Raw genomic sequence first — 13,799 nt, 5'->3', positions numbered from 1 at the left:
TCACCGGCGCGCGGGTCAGAGCGTGGCGCGGGCGGTGTCGTACCAGTCGAGCAGGCGGCGCGCGGTGGTGAAGCGGCGGTCGGCGGAGGTGTCGCCCAGGATGGCGCCGATCACCAGGCTGTCGCCGCGGTCGGCGGCGAACAGCAGGCAGTAGCCAGCCGCGCGGGTGTAGCCGGTCTTGACGCCGAGCGCCCCCTCGGAGCCGAGCAGCTTGTTGCTGTTGCGCCAGGTGTGGGCGCGGTGCCAGGCGGTGCGCGGGACGGTGTGGGTCTCGGCGGCCGAGATCGTGCGGAATGTGCTGTCGCCCAACGCGATCCGGGCCAGGTGGACCTGGTCGGCCGCCGTGGAGTATCCGCCGCCGCCGGGGGAGGGGAGGCCGTCGGCGTTGGTGTAGCGGGTGGAGCGCAGGCCGAGCGCGCGGGCGGTCGCGTTCATCTTGGCCACGAAGCGCGAGGTGCCGGGGCCGTACCGGGTGGCCAGGGCGTGCGCGGCGTCGGCGCCGGAGGGCAGCATGAGCGCGTACAGCAGGTCGCGTACGGTGAGCCGCTCGCCCTTGCGCAGCGAGGCGTGGGTCGCGCCGTTGACGGCGGCGTGGCGCACGTCGGCCGCGCTGATCCTGACGATCTCGGCCGGATCGGCCTCGCGCAGCACGACGTAGGCGGTCATCACCTTGGTCAGGCTCGCGACCGGCATGCGGCGGTTCGCCTGCTTGGCGTACACGGCCTCGCCGGTGGTGGCGTCGAGCAGGTACGCCGCGCGGCCCGGCACCGCCGGGGCGGCCGCCCGCTCCGGTGTCCGCTCCGGCGCGCGAACCGGCGACGCGAGCGCGGGCGGCGGGGCGAACGCGACCGACACGGCGAAGGCCGCCACCACGGCCGGAATCAGGGCCAGGCGGCTACAGACGGTACGCATGACCGCCATGGTGACACGGGAGGAGCGGGAGATGTCGGCCGCTCACGGCCATGCGGGGGGCAAGCGTTCGACAGGTGTGGCCAAAGGGTAAGGGGCGTGCCGCGGGGGTCCGGCGCCCCCAGACGGTCAGGCCGAGGCGAGCTTGTCGTCGGGCGCGGCCTTGCGGCGGCGGCGCCACACGGTCACCCCGGCGAGCGCGGCCAGCGCCGCGACCGCCACGACGGCGGCCGTGATCGGCGAGCGGGAGGCCAGGCCCACCCAGCCCCAGATCACGGTGTACAGCCCGAAGGAGGTGACCGGCACCCAGGTCAGGCAGCCCAGCGCGCTGGCCACGACGTACCAGGGGTAGGAGACCCGCAGCACGCCGGCCACCCAGGGCAGGCTGTGCCGGAGCACAGGCACCCAGAAGCAGGCGTAGACGGCGAGCGCGCCCCAGCGGCGTACGACGTTCTCGACCTTGCGGATGCGGTGGCGTCCGATGCGCGTGCCGACGCGGGAGGCGTACAGGCGCTCGCCCAGGAAGTGGCCCACCCAGTAGTAGACCTGGAACGCGCCGAACAGGGCGACGGCGCCGACGGCGACCACCAGCCACAGGGGGAGCCCGAACAGCGACGCCTCCGTCGGAGCTGGGATGCTCAGCCCGGTTCCTGACATGTCCGAACATCACCCGCTATCGCAGTCACTGGCCGTGCAAACCTGATCTTAGGTCAGCCTAACCTCATTTCCCAGAGGCGCACCCCGGGAGAAAGAAACACCCCATACCACAACACACCCCACCGCGGTGGTTCTTCCGCGTAATCGCCTGCAAGTGGACGTCAAGCCGGGGGCAACCGTCCCGGCGCACCCTGACAGTGCGAGACGAAGGAGGTGTCGGTCATGAACGGACGGGACATTCTGGGCCCGGTGGCGGCGAGCGGAGCCACGAACGCGATCAAACTGCTGGTCGCGACGCTGGCCTTCGCGGGCGCGTACGTGGGGGTGGAGGCGACGCAGCACGCCTCCGTCAGCGCGCAGGCCACCGATGCCGGCACCTCGGCGCCGGAGCGCCCGGCGCAGCGGATCACACTCCAGTCGCGCGCCGTCCCCGTCACCACCGACCGCCTGCCCAAGACCGGGACCATCACGGTCAGCGCGGCCGGCTTCACCGCCCCGTGCGCCAAGGAGCTGCACGTGCAGTCGGTGGTCGCCAACCCCGACCCGGACGACACCGTCCTTTACGGCTGGCGCCTCCAGCGCTGGAGCGAGGCCACCAAGACCTGGAAGCCCTACCTCACCGCCCGCTCCGGCTTCGCCGGCGCCCGCAAGGTCGCCGAGTGGCACCCGCGCGTGGTGAACAACCCCGGCTGGTACCGCGTCGAACTGTCGGTCACAGGGGCCGGCGCGGTGCGCAGCGAGCGCTTCCAGGTGAGCTGCTGACCGACCGGCCCCGGCGCGTCCCGCCCGACGGGGGCGCGGCCGGGAGCCGGCGGTCAGTGTCCGTTCCCGAGCGCGCGCCTGGCCGCCTCCACCCACCGCGGCACCCCGACCCGCTCGGCCACCGCGAGCGCCTTCTCGTAGTGCGTCCGCGACGCGTCGGGCAGCCCCAGCCTGATCGCCAGATCGCCCAGGGTCAGCGCGACCGGCCACAGCGCCACCACGCCCGTGCCCGCCCCGGCGATCCGGTCGGAGAACGGGGTCAGCGTGTCGTACGACTCCTGCATGCGCACCCGGTCGTCCAGCAGCATCCCGGTCAGCGCCCGCCACGTCATGGCCAGCTCGTACAGGAAGTCGGGACGCACCGGGGTGCGCACCGCCGCCACCGCCCGCGCGTCCTTCTCGTGCCCCGCCGAGGCCAGCGCCAGCGCGTACGCGTCGAGGGTCCACTTCGCGCCCCGCTGGTGCGCCTCCGCCAGCGGCTCCACCATCTGCGCGGCCCGCCCGTCCACCAGGTGCAGGCAGAACGCCGTGATCAGCGGGAGGTCCTGGCGGCCCTCCAGCATCCCGGCCCGCGCGGTCAGCCGGGCCGCCTCGCGGTAGGCCCGCTCGGCGCCCTGGTAGTCACCGGCGATCATCCGCCGCTGCCCGGCGTACCAGGCGCCGACCGCCGCCGGGGCGGGCAGGTCGTACTGCTTGGCCAGCCGTTCGGCCGCCTCCACCTCCGCGTCGGCCGCCGCGAAGTCGCCCCGCGCCGCCGAGCACTCCATCAGCACCAGGTGCGCCAGCGCCTGCACCGCCACCTGGCCGGACTCCTTGCTCACATCCAGCAGCTCGCGGCCGATCGCCTCACGCTCGCCCACCGCCGGGATGTTGTACGACTGGCGCAGCCGCCCGCTCAGCGCCACCGCCAGCAGCGCCGGGTCGCCGCTGCGCCGGGCCAGCTCCTCGGCCTCCAGCGACGCCTGCCTGCCCCGCCCGCGGTCGGCGTCGGAGCCCTCCAGCTCCAGCGCCAGCGTGGCCAGCAGGCTCGCGCGCAGCGCCTGCTCCTCGGCGGGCAGCTCGATCAGCGCCCGCTCGGTCACATCGACGATCTCCCACGCGGTGCGGGTGAAGTCGCGCGCCATGCCCTTGTGCGGCACGGCCAGCGACGCCGCCACCCGCGCGGTCAGCTCCATGTCGCCGAGCGGCAGCGCGGCGTCCATCGCCGCCCGGCGGTGGCGGCGCGCCGCCGCCATGTCGCCGGCCAGCCCCAGCGCCTTGATCAGCCGCAGCAGGAGCTGCAGCCGCTCGCGCGTGTGCTCCTCGCCGGTGACCTTCTCGGCCCCCGGCGCCTGCGCCGCCCGGTCGAAGGCGGCGATGGCGCGCTCCCACAACTTCGCCGCCTCGCGGTGGGCGAAGCGGCGCTCGGCCTGCTCGGCGGCGAGCCCCGCGTAGTGGACCGCCTTGGCCGCGGTCTCGGTCGTGCCGGCCGAGTCGTAGTGGTGGGCCAGCGCCGCGACGTCGGACGGGTTGCGCCGCTCGATCACCGCCGCCACGGTCGCGTGCAGCCGGGAGCGGCGCAGGCGGGAGGCGTCGGAGTACAGCGTGTCGCGCACCAGGTCGTGGTCGAAGCGCAGCATGCCCGGCCCCGGCTCGGTGACCAGCCCCGCCAGCAGCGCGGCCTCCACCGCCTCGACCACCGCGTCCTCGTCGCCGGCGACGTCCACCAGCACGTCCACGTCCACGTCGCGGCCGATCACCGCGGCCTGGAGCAGGATGTGCTGCGCCTGGCTGGGCAGGCGGGCGATGCGGCGGCGCAGCACGTCGCGCACGCCCGAGGGCACCCCCGACAGCACCTCCGCCGCCGTGGCCCGCTCGCCCGCGCGGATCGCCCCGGCCTCGGCGTCGAGCAGGCGCACGGTCTCACGGACGAAGAACGGGTTGCCGCCCGTGCGCTCCACGATCGTGTTGACCGCGTCCTCGTCCACCTCGCGGACGCACGTCGCCCGCACCAGCTCGGCCACCGCCTTGGGGTCGAGCCCCGACAGGCCCACCCGCACCGGGCCCAGCCGGGCCAGCGCGGCCAGCACGTCGGCCTGCTCGTCGTTCAGCTCACTGTCGCGGGCCGTCACCACCAGCACGACCCGGCTCGTCGCCAGCAGGCTCGGCAGCGCCCGCAGCAGCGCCAGGGTCTGGGTGTCGGCCCAGTGCAGGTCCTCCAGGGTGAGCAGGATCGGGGTCTCCTTGGCGACCGCCGACAGATAGCCGCCCACCGCCCGGTGCAGCCGGAAGCCCCCCGAGGCGATGTCGTCGTCGGGGTCGGGCGCGGTGTCGTCCAGCAGCGGCGCCAGGAGCTGGGCGTACTCGCCGGGGCCGGTGATCGACACCAGCGTGCGCAGGATCTCCACCCACGCCCACCCGGGCGGGGTCGCGCTGCTGTCGGGGCAGGCGCCCGCCGCGGCGATCCAGCCGTCGCCGGTGAGCTGGCGCTGCAGCATCCGCATCAGCGTGGTCTTGCCGGCCCCCGCGTCACCGCTGATCACCGCGACCGTGAACCGGGCCGTGTGCTTGGCCGCGGTCGTCAGCCGGGCCAGCTCGGCCTCGCGCCCCACGAACGGCTCGGGTTCGAGCGGCGGCAGGTCGGCGGGCACGGCCGCCGCCGCGCTCGTCGGACGCGGCGGCCACGTCTCGGCCATCGGCGTCGGCCGCGCCGGCGCCCGCTGCGCCGGCGGGACCAGTTCCAGCCCGGGGTCCTGCGCCAGGATGTCGGATTCGAGCTTGCGCAGCGCGGGCCCGGGGTCGATCCCCAGCTCGTCGGACAGGATCGTACGCGCGCGCCGCAGCGCCGCCAGCGCGTCGCCCTGGCGGCCCGACCGGTACAGGCCCAGCGCCAGCAGCCGCCAGCCCTCCTCGCGCAGCGGATGCTCGGAGGTCATCGCCTCCAGGTCGGGCACCGTCTCCGCCGGCATCCCCAGCCGCAGCCCGGTGTCGGCGTGCCGCTCGCGCGCCACCAGCCGCAGCTCCGTCAGCCGGTTCACCTCGGCCTCGGCCCACGGCTGGTCGGCGAAGTCGGAGTACGGGGTGCCGCGCCACAGGTCCAGCGCCTTGGCCAGGATCGACCGCGCGGAGGCGGGATCGTCCTCCATGTGCTCGCCCGCCGCGCGCACCATGGCCTCGAACCGCAGCGCGTCCACCTGGTCCGGGGTCGCCCGCAGGGCGTACCCGGAGGCGACCGTCACCAGCAGCCGGTTCGGCCCCCCGCGAGGCCGCCCGGGTTCGAGCACCCGCCGCAGCCGCGAGATGTATACCTGGAGCCCCGACTGCGCGCCCTTGGCCGCGTCGTCGTCCCACAGGTCGTAGAGCAAGGAATCCACCGGCACGACCTGCCCGCGTGCGACGAGTAACCGGGCGAGCACGGCCCGTTGCCGCAGCCCGCCGAGATCGATCGCGTCGTCGCCTGAGTAAGCCTCGACCGGCCCAAGAACCCGGAACGCCACCATGTCAGCCGCCACGCTATGCGGGGCGAGAGGTTGTGTCTATCGCGCTCATGGCGCGTGCTCCGCACGCGCGCGGCCTGCGCGCACCGAGGGTCGTGTCTTCCCTCGTCGCTCTGGTCGCTTGGCTCCCGCCGCTCGTGCAAATGCTCGTCGCGGTATCCGACCACGGGGCCGGGGGCGCGGCGTTCGCGAAGGCCGAGCTTCGAGGACGGCGGGCCCCCCTTTGCACCATCACGTGGATGACAACTCCTTGGTCGCTTCACAGTCGTACCTGAGCGGTCCCCACTTCGCTTTCCTGGCGGTCGGTTCCGTTGCGGCGGCGGAGGAGGGCCCAGGCGCCCAGCGCCAGGCCCCCGAAGGGGATTTCGATAGTGTAGGTCCAGAAGCCGAAGAGGAGTGCGGCGGCCGTGGCATCTGGGGCCGGAGCGCCGAATTTGATCAATAGGGCGATCGTGCCGGCCTCCATGATGCCCGTCCCGCTCGGGGTGACCAGGGCCGTGGTGAGCACCCGCGACAGCGCGAACGCGGCCAGCGACTCCGCCAGGCCGGGGTAGGCGCCCGTCGCGTGCAGGCAGGCCACCAGGATCAGCCACTGGAAGCCGAGGAAGAAGATCATGCCGAGCGACAGGACCGGCCAGCGGGTGTGCACGATGCCCGCCGTGTCGCCGCGGAGCTTGGCCAGGGCCGACGACGCGGCGTGCTCGCGCGGCCTGATCCGGTGCGGCAGCAGGCCCACCAGGGCGTCCAGGGCGCGGCCGAGCAGGGCGGCGGCGCGCTCCCAGTAGAGCGCCGCGGCGACGACCGCGACCAGGCCCAGGATCGACAACGCCCCCACCCAGCCCGCCTTGGCGACCGTGGGGTTGGGCGCCTCGCCCGCCAGGAGCAGCGCCAGGATGCCCACCGCGGGCAGGATGAACCGGAACAGCGTGTTCCAGACCCCGCTGACCAGCGTGGAGACCACGACCGAGCGGGTGCTGAACCCCCAGCCCTTGGTCATCGCGAACGTCATCGCCACGCCCGCCGCGCCGCCGAACGGCAGCAGGTTGCTGACCGCGCTGCCCCCCGCGTTGAGCGTGAGCGCCTGCAAGTGGGTCAGGCCCGGCAGGGAGCCGGTGAGCACGAACGTGTACGCCCCCAGGCTGGCCAGCCAGATCACGGCCATCAGCGCGACCATCCCCGGGCTGATCCGGGAGAACTCGGCGCCGATCTCGGCCCACGACACGTGCTTGCCGGTCATCGTGCGCACGATCGCGGGCAGGAAGAGGACGAGCGTGACGGCCAGCGCCAGCGAGGCGGCGGACAGTGCGATCTGCGCCCACTTGTTCTTCATAACCACCCCAGTCTGCCGGGTGGCCGACGCCCGGGACGTCCTTCTTAAGGACGACTCTTGCCTGATTCGCTCGGCTGATCGAACGGGTGGGACAGGCGCACGCCGGGCGGCAGGTCGCGGCGTACGTACCACTCGGTGCCGAACACCAGGCGGTACAGCGGCCCCGGGATGCGCAGCATCATGCCCAGGGTGCGGGTGCCGTCGCCGCCGGTCGCCTGGGTGGCGTGGGCGGCCATGCTGGCCCGCTTCTGCTTGATGTACCTGCGCACGTTGACCCGGTGCGTGATCACCTCGCCGGGGGAGTAGGCCCGCTCGAAGGTCCGCATGTCGAACTCCGGGGGGAAGGTGTAGAACCGGCTCGCCAGGCGCAGCGCCCGCAGCAGCGGGTCGCGGTTGACCGTCGCCTCCAGCACGATCGGAGTGCCGGCGATCTCGGCCGCCCGCTTGCCGACCCGGTGCACCTGCACGTGGTCCGGATGCCCGTATCCGCCCGCGGGATCGTAGATCGTCACCAGTTCGGCGTTCTCCTCCTTCAGGACGGCGGCCAGCCGCTGCGCCGCCTCCTCGGAGTCGGCGTCGATGAACGCGTTGTCGGGCCGGTCCTCCGCCACGCCGCCGGTCTCGCTGAGCCCGGAGTCGGCGTACCCGAGCCGTACGACGCGGGCGCAGCCGAGCAGCGCCGCCGACTTGTACAGCTCCTCCATCCGCGCCTCGCCCAGTGCGTCGCCCGGCGCGAGATCGGCCAGCCCCCGCTCCCCGGCCGTCGCCACGACGAGCACGACCCGGTATCCCTGCGCCGCGAGCATCGCCATGGTCCCGGAGGTGAGCAGGGCCTCGTCATCGGGATGAGCATGAAAGAACACCGCAGTACCCAAAGCCACGCTCGCCATTCTCGCGTACCTGCGGGGATGGCATCCGCACCGCGTCGGCGCCGCGCGCCGGGCCCGGGTGCGCGCCATAATCGCACAGTGCGGATTCTGCATATCTCTGACTGTTATCTGCCGCGGCTCGGGGGGATCGAGGTTCAGGTCGCCGATCTCGTACGCGCCCAGCGGGGGGCGGGGCACGACGTCGAGGTGGCCACCGCGACGCCGGGGGAGGATCTGCCGGGGGTGCACCGGATCGTGGCGCGGCTGCCGTTCGACCTGCCCGTGCACCCGTTCGGGGTCGGGCACCTGCTGCGCCTGATGACCTCCAGGCGGCCCGACGTCGTGCACGTGCACGCCGGTGCGGTCTCGCCGTTCGCCTGGATGGGGGCGCGTGCTGCGGCGCGGGCCCACCTGCCCGCCGTGGTCACCGTGCACAGCATGTGGGACCCGGTGACCCGCGGCCTCTACCACGCGCTGCGCGGCGCCTTCGAGTGGCAGGGCTGGGGCCTGGTCGGCACCGCCGTGAGCGAGGCGGCGGCCCGCCCGATCCGCGCCGTGGCCGGACGCCAGGTGCCGGTGCACGTCGTCTCCAACGGCCTGGACGTCTCCGGCTGGCGCCCCACCGGCCCCGTGCGCCGCGCCCCCCAAGGGGAGCCCGTGCACGTCGTCGCCGTGGGCAGGCTGGCCCCCCGCAAGCAGCCCGTACGCCTGCTCAGGCTGCTCCGCGAGGCCCGCCGCCGGGCCGACCTGCGCGCCACGATCGTCGGCGACGGCCCCGCCCGCGCGTCCATGGAGCGCTACCTCGCCAAGCACGGCATGACGGGGTGGGTGTCGCTGCCGGGCAGGTATCCCAGGGAGCGCATCCGCGAACTGCTCGCCGAGGCCGACGTGTTCGTGGCCCCCGCCCCGCGCGAGTCCTTCGGCCTGGCCGCGCTGGAGGCCCGTGCGGCGGGCGTACCCGTGGTGGCCAGGGCCCAGAGCGGCGTGGCCGACTTCGTCCGCCCCGGCAAGGAGGGACTCCTCGGACGCGACTTCGACGAACTGGTGTCCTCGGTCGTCCGCCTGGCCACCGACCGCGAACTGCGCGAACTGATCGCCGAGCACAACCGCGGGACCGAGCCGTCCCGATGCTCCTGGCCGGTCGTCCTGGAGGGCTTCGAGCGCTGCTACGACCAGGCCCGCGACCGCGCCGCGCACCGTACGTACCGGGGTCGTTAGCGGCTCAGGGACGGTGCAGCACGACCAGGCCCTCGCGCTCGAAGACGGTCCGGTAGCCCTGCGCGCGCAGCTCGGCCACCCGCTGTTGCTGCTGCTCGACCGCGCCGAAGGGGAACTCCGCCCGCGCGGTGTCGGCGATCACCCAGGGCGCCTGGCGCGGGGTGTGGTCCAGCAGCAGGACCGTGGCGCGGCCTGACAGGGCCGGGCCGACGGAGTTGACCGCCTCGACCACCACGCCCGACGGCACCATGGCCGCGGCCTCCGCGGCGGCGGTGGCGCGGGCGTCACGCTGGTAGAAGGTCGGGTGGGCGAGCTGGTCCAGGGCGAATCTGGGCAGCAGCGTGACCGCCACGACCACCACGCCCACCGACCAGCTCAGCACCAGCCCGCGGTCGTCCCGGCGCTTCATCCAGGCCAGCACTCTGGACAGCCCGTCCACGCCGGCGCACAGCAGGATGACCACGGTGAACGCGCTGTGGTGGAAGTCGGTCACCCACCAGTGCATCCGGTCGGACAGCATGCGCTCCAGGAAGTGCGGCACCGCCATCAGCGTCAGCGGCGAGAACAGGCACAGCAGGAGCGTCGGCCACAGCATGATCGCCAGCGTGTCCCACTTCTCCTCGGGGGTGAGGAAGGTGCCGATCACCCTGAGCGGCTCGGTGACCACGGTCTTGAGCACCTGCGGGGCGTCCGCGCCGAGATGGTTGTACGCCCAGTACATGTTCGGGTCGCCGCCCACGGCCGGGATCAGGAAGCCGCGCACGAGCATCGTCCACCCGAGGCCCATGAGCGCGAAGCTGCACCCTTCGAGGCGCTGGCCGGCCACGAACGCGTACGCGCCGAACCCGGCGACCAGCAGCCCCATGTCCTCCTTCACGAGCAGAAGCAGGATCGCCGCGATGGCACAGGCCCGCAGCCTGCCCGCCTGGTACCGCTCGATCATGATCGCGATGAGCAGGGGGGCGAAGGCGACCTCGTGGAAGTCGAAGTTGGCGGCCTGCGCGATCGGCCAGGACAGCACGTACGCCACGGCGACCAGGTAGGCCGGGGCCGTGCCCAGCACCCGCCGGGTGAACACCCAGATGAACGGGGTCGCCAGCGCGAACAGCACCGCCTGCGCCACGATCAGCGTGGCGGGCCCGTCGTGGAGCCAGTAGAGCAGCGCGAGCGCGCCGAGGATGGGCGAGAAGTGCTCGCCGAGCTGCACGAAGTCCATGCCGCGGTCCAGGCTGACCCCGCGCGCGGCGCTGACCGGGGCCTCGAAGTGCGCCATCGCCCGCACCGCCTGGTCGAAGATCACCAGGTCGAACGTGCTCGCCTTGAAGGTGTGCAGCTTGACCAGCCCCAGCACCGCCCAGATGACCGCCCCGGCCAGCGTCACCCCGCCGACCCCCCACACCTCCCGCGGCACCTCGCCCCGCCGCACCCGCCCCACCACGCCCCGAACCCGCTCCCGCACCCCACCCGCACGCTCCCGGGCGGCGCCCTCCCGCTCCCCCGGATCGGCCTGGTCCCCCCGGCCATCCTGGTCCCGCTGCTCCGCTGGATCCGGCTCCGGTCCCGGTCCCGGCTGCGGCTCCGGGTCTGTCGCGGGCGCTCGCGTGGCGGTCCCGTGCGGGTGGCCGACGGTCACCCCGCCGCCGTCGGGGTCCGAGCCGGTGGTCGTGTCGGAGCCGGTGGTCATGTCGGGGTCGGTGGTCGTGTCGGGGTCGGTGGTGTCGGAGCCGGCGCTTCCTCGGTCAGCGGCGGCGGTCCGGGGGCCGTCGGCGGCCGGCTCGATGCGGCCGGTGATCGCGCCGTTGGCGGCGGTGGTCGTGGTGGAGGCGAGGGCAGGAGGCGCGCCGTCTGGCTGCGTGGCCGCCGTGGTCGCGCCGGCGATGCCGGTATCGGGTCCGCGCACGGCCATGGCCGTCCCCTGCGGGGCCGTGGCGGTCCCCTGCGGGCGCGTGGCGGTTCCCTCCGGGTGCGTGGCGGTCTCCTGCGGGCCTGTGTCGGTCCCCTTCGGGGCCGTCGCGGTCCCCTGCGAGCCTGTGGCGGTTCCCTCCGGGTGCGTGGCGGTTCCCTGCGGGGCCGTGGCGGTTCCCTGCGGGCCTGTGGCGGTTCCCTCCGGGTGCGTGGCGGTTCCCTCCCGGGCTGTGGCGGTGTCGGCTTTGGCCGCGTTGCCGACGTGTGTGGCGCTGCCGTCGATCTCTCCGGCACTCCCGGGGACATGCGTGGCCGTGCCGCCAGCGTCGGGGGCCGCCTTGGGGGTGTTGTCGGGGGTCGCCTCACTGGCGGTGGTCTCGCCGGTCACGGCGGACAGGCTATTGGATCGCGCGAAATGTCGCACCATGGCGCTTTCTAATGCGCTATGGGGTAATCCCGGATGATGTCGCTATTGAAGGAGTGAGCCGGGAATATGCGGATTGTCGGGGCGGTATTCGCGGGCGGTCATTGAGGGCGTGCGGAGCGGGGGTGTGAAACGTACATCGTGCCGTGCGGCGGACCTCCCCGCCGCATGGCGCGTACATCCCCCGCACAGGCGACGGCCGCCGCGCCGTCCTGGGGACGGGGCGGCGGCCGAGGGGTGTCGGTGCCGGGGGCCGATCAGGTGCAGGCCTGGCCGAGCTTGACGGCGGCGTTCTGGGCGTTCGTCGAGAGCTCGGTGAGCTTGGCGGTCGCGGCGGCCGGGTTGGACGCGTCGATCTTGACCGCGCCGAACAGGGTGGACAGGTCGGTCAGCGCGCCGGCGAGGTCGCCGTCGGACTTGTCGGCCAGGGCCTTCAGGTCGGCGGCCAGCTCATCGGTGGCCTTGTTGAACGAGGCCGGGTCGGCGACGCTCGCGCTGAGCTTGTTCGGGAACTCGGTCATGATCTTCTGGGCCTCGGCGCAGGTGGCCCTGGTGTCGGCGCCGGGGCCGCAGGCGGCGGTGCCGACGAGGGCGGCGGCGACGGCCGCGATGGCGAGGGTTCGGCGGGAGAGGACGCTGAACATGTAACTGCCTACTTTCATTTCCTGATTTATGCGACATCTCCGGGCCGGCTTGTCCGGGGAGGGGCGCGGCGCGGAGCTCGTCTGCGACGAAGGGAACGTTAGGAACGGGTGCTTGCGGATCACTTACACAGCGCCAACAGGGGCTTACGGGGCGCTGACACCCCGCGCCAGGGAAACCACGCCATCACGGTTGGTAGATCATTCCTAGCGGTGGGTAATAGAGCCGGTGTGATGGAGACCGGAGCGCACACGGAAGAACAAGGGGCCGAGCGGCACTCGCTGCGGCGGGTGATCGGACGCAAGGTGCTGCTGCTGTTCGTGGTGGGCGACATCCTCGGTGCGGGCATCTACGCGCTGGCCGGCAAGGTGGCCGGGCACGTGGGCGGGGCGTTGTGGGTGCCGTTCCTGGTGGCGTTCGTGCTGGCGGCGCTGACCGCGACCGCGTACGCCGAGCTGGTGGGCAAGTATCCCCGGGCGGCCGGGGCGGCGCTGTACGTCAACAAGGCGTTCGCGGTGCCGTTCGTGACCTTCATCGTGGCCTTCGCGGTGATGATGAGCGGCATCACCTCGGCGAGCGCCGCGGCGCGGGCGTTCGGCGGCGACTATCTCGCCGAGTTCGTCTCACTGCCCACGGTCGTCGGGGCGCTGATCTTCCTCGGGCTCATCACCCTGGTCAACTTCGCCGGCATCTCCGAGTCGGTGCGGGTGAATGTCGTGCTGACGCTCATCGAGGCGTTCGGCCTGCTGGTGATCATCGCCATCGGCGTGTACGCCCTGATCGTCGGCGACGGCGAGCCGGCGCGGGCGCTGGAGTTCCACCCGGTCCACGGCGCGTTCCTCGGCGTGCTCGGCGGCACCGCGCTGGCCTTCTACGCCCTGCTCGGTTTCGAGGACTCGGTGAACCTCGCCGAGGAGGCCAAGGACCCGCAGCGTGACTTCCCGCGGGCGCTGTTCGGCGGGCTCGTCGTCGCCGCGCTGATCTACATGGCGGTGGCGTTCACCGCGACCATGCTGGTGGACACCGAAACCCTGCGCACCTCCTCCGGGCCGCTGCTCGAAGTGGTCAGGGTCGCCGGGCTGTCGTTCCCGCCGAAGCTGTTCGCGCTCATCGCGCTGCTCGCGGTGGGCAACACCGCGTTGATCAACATGCTGATGGCCAGCCGCCTGGTCTACGGCATGGCACGCGAGCGGATCGTGCCGAGGGCGTTCGCGATCGTGCACCCGACCCGGGCCACGCCGTGGGTGGCGATCCTGTTCACCGTCGCCATCGCCGTGGTGCTGGTGAGCACCGGCGACGTGGGCGGGCTGGCCGACACCACCGTGCTCCTGCTGCTGTGCGTGTTCACCCTGGTCAACGTCTCGGTGCTGGTGCTGCGCCGCGAGAGGTCCGAGCACGCGCACTTCCGGGCGCCGACCTGGGCCCCGGTCCTCGGCGCGGTGGTGTGCGCGGCGCTCGCCCTGCCGATCACCGGGCGCGGGCTCGACGTGTACGTGCGCGCGGCGGTGCTGATCGCGATCGGCGTGGTGCTGTGGCTGGTGAACCGGATCGTGGTGGGACGGCTGGAGCGGATCGACCCGGCCCATCTGGACCGGGGCGGGCTGTGA

At 73.2% G+C, this 13,799-nt stretch carries 10 protein-coding genes; 3 read left to right on the top strand and 7 right to left on the bottom strand.

The window, feature by feature from the left end; translation table 11 throughout:
• Positions 1-15 precede the first annotated feature (15 nt).
• Both HNP84_RS30605 and HNP84_RS30600 read right to left on the bottom strand, forming a co-directional pair.
• Positions 16-912 carry a D-alanyl-D-alanine carboxypeptidase family protein gene (locus HNP84_RS30605; protein ID WP_246518928.1) on the bottom strand — a complete coding sequence of 299 codons (897 nt, stop codon included), beginning with the start codon at positions 910-912 and terminating at the stop codon, positions 16-18.
• Positions 913-1,038: 126 nt separating this feature from the next.
• A complete protein-coding gene (locus HNP84_RS30600; RefSeq protein ID WP_185053390.1) occupies positions 1,039-1,566 on the bottom strand; it encodes a DedA family protein in 528 nt (175 codons plus the stop codon).
• 222 nt (positions 1,567-1,788) lie between these two features.
• On the opposite strand from HNP84_RS30600, the gene HNP84_RS30595 reads away from it, so the two are divergent.
• Positions 1,789-2,328 (top strand): hypothetical protein, encoded by a 540-nt coding sequence (locus HNP84_RS30595; RefSeq protein WP_185053389.1) that lies wholly within the window; start codon positions 1,789-1,791, stop codon positions 2,326-2,328.
• Between the two features lie 53 nt (positions 2,329-2,381).
• On the opposite strand, the gene HNP84_RS55355 is transcribed toward HNP84_RS30595, so the two are convergent.
• The 3 genes from HNP84_RS55355 to HNP84_RS30580 form a co-directional block, all read right to left on the bottom strand.
• Positions 2,382-5,807: an ATP-binding protein gene (locus tag HNP84_RS55355; RefSeq protein ID WP_185053388.1), complete on the bottom strand. Its 3,426-nt coding sequence runs from the start codon at positions 5,805-5,807 to the stop codon at positions 2,382-2,384.
• A gap of 256 nt (positions 5,808-6,063) precedes the next feature.
• Positions 6,064-7,134, bottom strand: coding sequence for a lysylphosphatidylglycerol synthase domain-containing protein (locus HNP84_RS30585; protein ID WP_185053387.1), 1,071 nt, complete (start codon positions 7,132-7,134; stop codon positions 6,064-6,066).
• A gap of 44 nt (positions 7,135-7,178) precedes the next feature.
• A complete protein-coding gene (locus HNP84_RS30580; protein WP_312926052.1) occupies positions 7,179-8,015 on the bottom strand; it encodes a PIG-L deacetylase family protein in 837 nt (278 codons plus the stop codon).
• 87 nt (positions 8,016-8,102) lie between these two features.
• Here HNP84_RS30580 and HNP84_RS30575 point away from each other — a divergent pair, with 87 nt between their 5' ends.
• On the top strand, positions 8,103-9,221 hold the full coding sequence (locus tag HNP84_RS30575; protein ID WP_185053385.1) for a glycosyltransferase family 4 protein: 1,119 nt from the start codon (positions 8,103-8,105) through the stop codon (positions 9,219-9,221).
• A 4-nt stretch (positions 9,222-9,225) separates the two neighbouring features.
• Here HNP84_RS30575 and HNP84_RS30570 read toward each other — a convergent pair whose 3' ends face one another.
• Both HNP84_RS30570 and HNP84_RS30565 read right to left on the bottom strand, forming a co-directional pair.
• On the bottom strand, positions 9,226-11,127 hold the full coding sequence (locus tag HNP84_RS30570) for a DUF2079 domain-containing protein (protein ID WP_246518927.1): 1,902 nt from the start codon (positions 11,125-11,127) through the stop codon (positions 9,226-9,228).
• A gap of 680 nt (positions 11,128-11,807) precedes the next feature.
• Positions 11,808-12,212 (bottom strand): DUF8711 family protein, encoded by a 405-nt coding sequence (locus HNP84_RS30565; protein WP_185053384.1) that lies wholly within the window; start codon positions 12,210-12,212, stop codon positions 11,808-11,810.
• A 213-nt stretch (positions 12,213-12,425) separates the two neighbouring features.
• Here HNP84_RS30565 and HNP84_RS30560 point away from each other — a divergent pair, with 213 nt between their 5' ends.
• Complete coding sequence (locus tag HNP84_RS30560; RefSeq protein ID WP_185053383.1) at positions 12,426-13,799, top strand: APC family permease; 1,374 nt, start codon at positions 12,426-12,428, stop codon at positions 13,797-13,799.

The sequence above is a fragment of the Thermocatellispora tengchongensis genome (assembly GCF_014202315.1).
Taxonomy (GTDB): Bacteria; Actinomycetota; Actinomycetes; order Streptosporangiales; family Streptosporangiaceae; genus Thermocatellispora; species Thermocatellispora tengchongensis.
Note: the sequence above shows the minus strand (reverse complement) of the source record. Positions and strands in the feature narration are given on the sequence as shown.

Coding starts and splice junctions, on each gene's coding strand:
- HNP84_RS30565 (WP_185053384.1), bottom strand. CDS start 12,212: ATGAAAGTAGGCAGTTACATGTTCAGCGTCCTCTCCCGCCGAACCCTC.
- HNP84_RS30585 (WP_185053387.1), bottom strand. CDS start 7,134: ATGAAGAACAAGTGGGCGCAGATCGCACTGTCCGCCGCCTCGCTGGCG.
- HNP84_RS55355 (WP_185053388.1), bottom strand. CDS start 5,807: ATGGTGGCGTTCCGGGTTCTTGGGCCGGTCGAGGCTTACTCAGGCGAC.
- HNP84_RS30595 (WP_185053389.1), top strand. CDS start 1,789: ATGAACGGACGGGACATTCTGGGCCCGGTGGCGGCGAGCGGAGCCACG.
- HNP84_RS30600 (WP_185053390.1), bottom strand. CDS start 1,566: ATGTCAGGAACCGGGCTGAGCATCCCAGCTCCGACGGAGGCGTCGCTG.
- HNP84_RS30560 (WP_185053383.1), top strand. CDS start 12,426: ATGGAGACCGGAGCGCACACGGAAGAACAAGGGGCCGAGCGGCACTCG.
- HNP84_RS30570 (WP_246518927.1), bottom strand. CDS start 11,127: ATGGCCGTGCGCGGACCCGATACCGGCATCGCCGGCGCGACCACGGCG.
- HNP84_RS30605 (WP_246518928.1), bottom strand. CDS start 912: ATGCGTACCGTCTGTAGCCGCCTGGCCCTGATTCCGGCCGTGGTGGCG.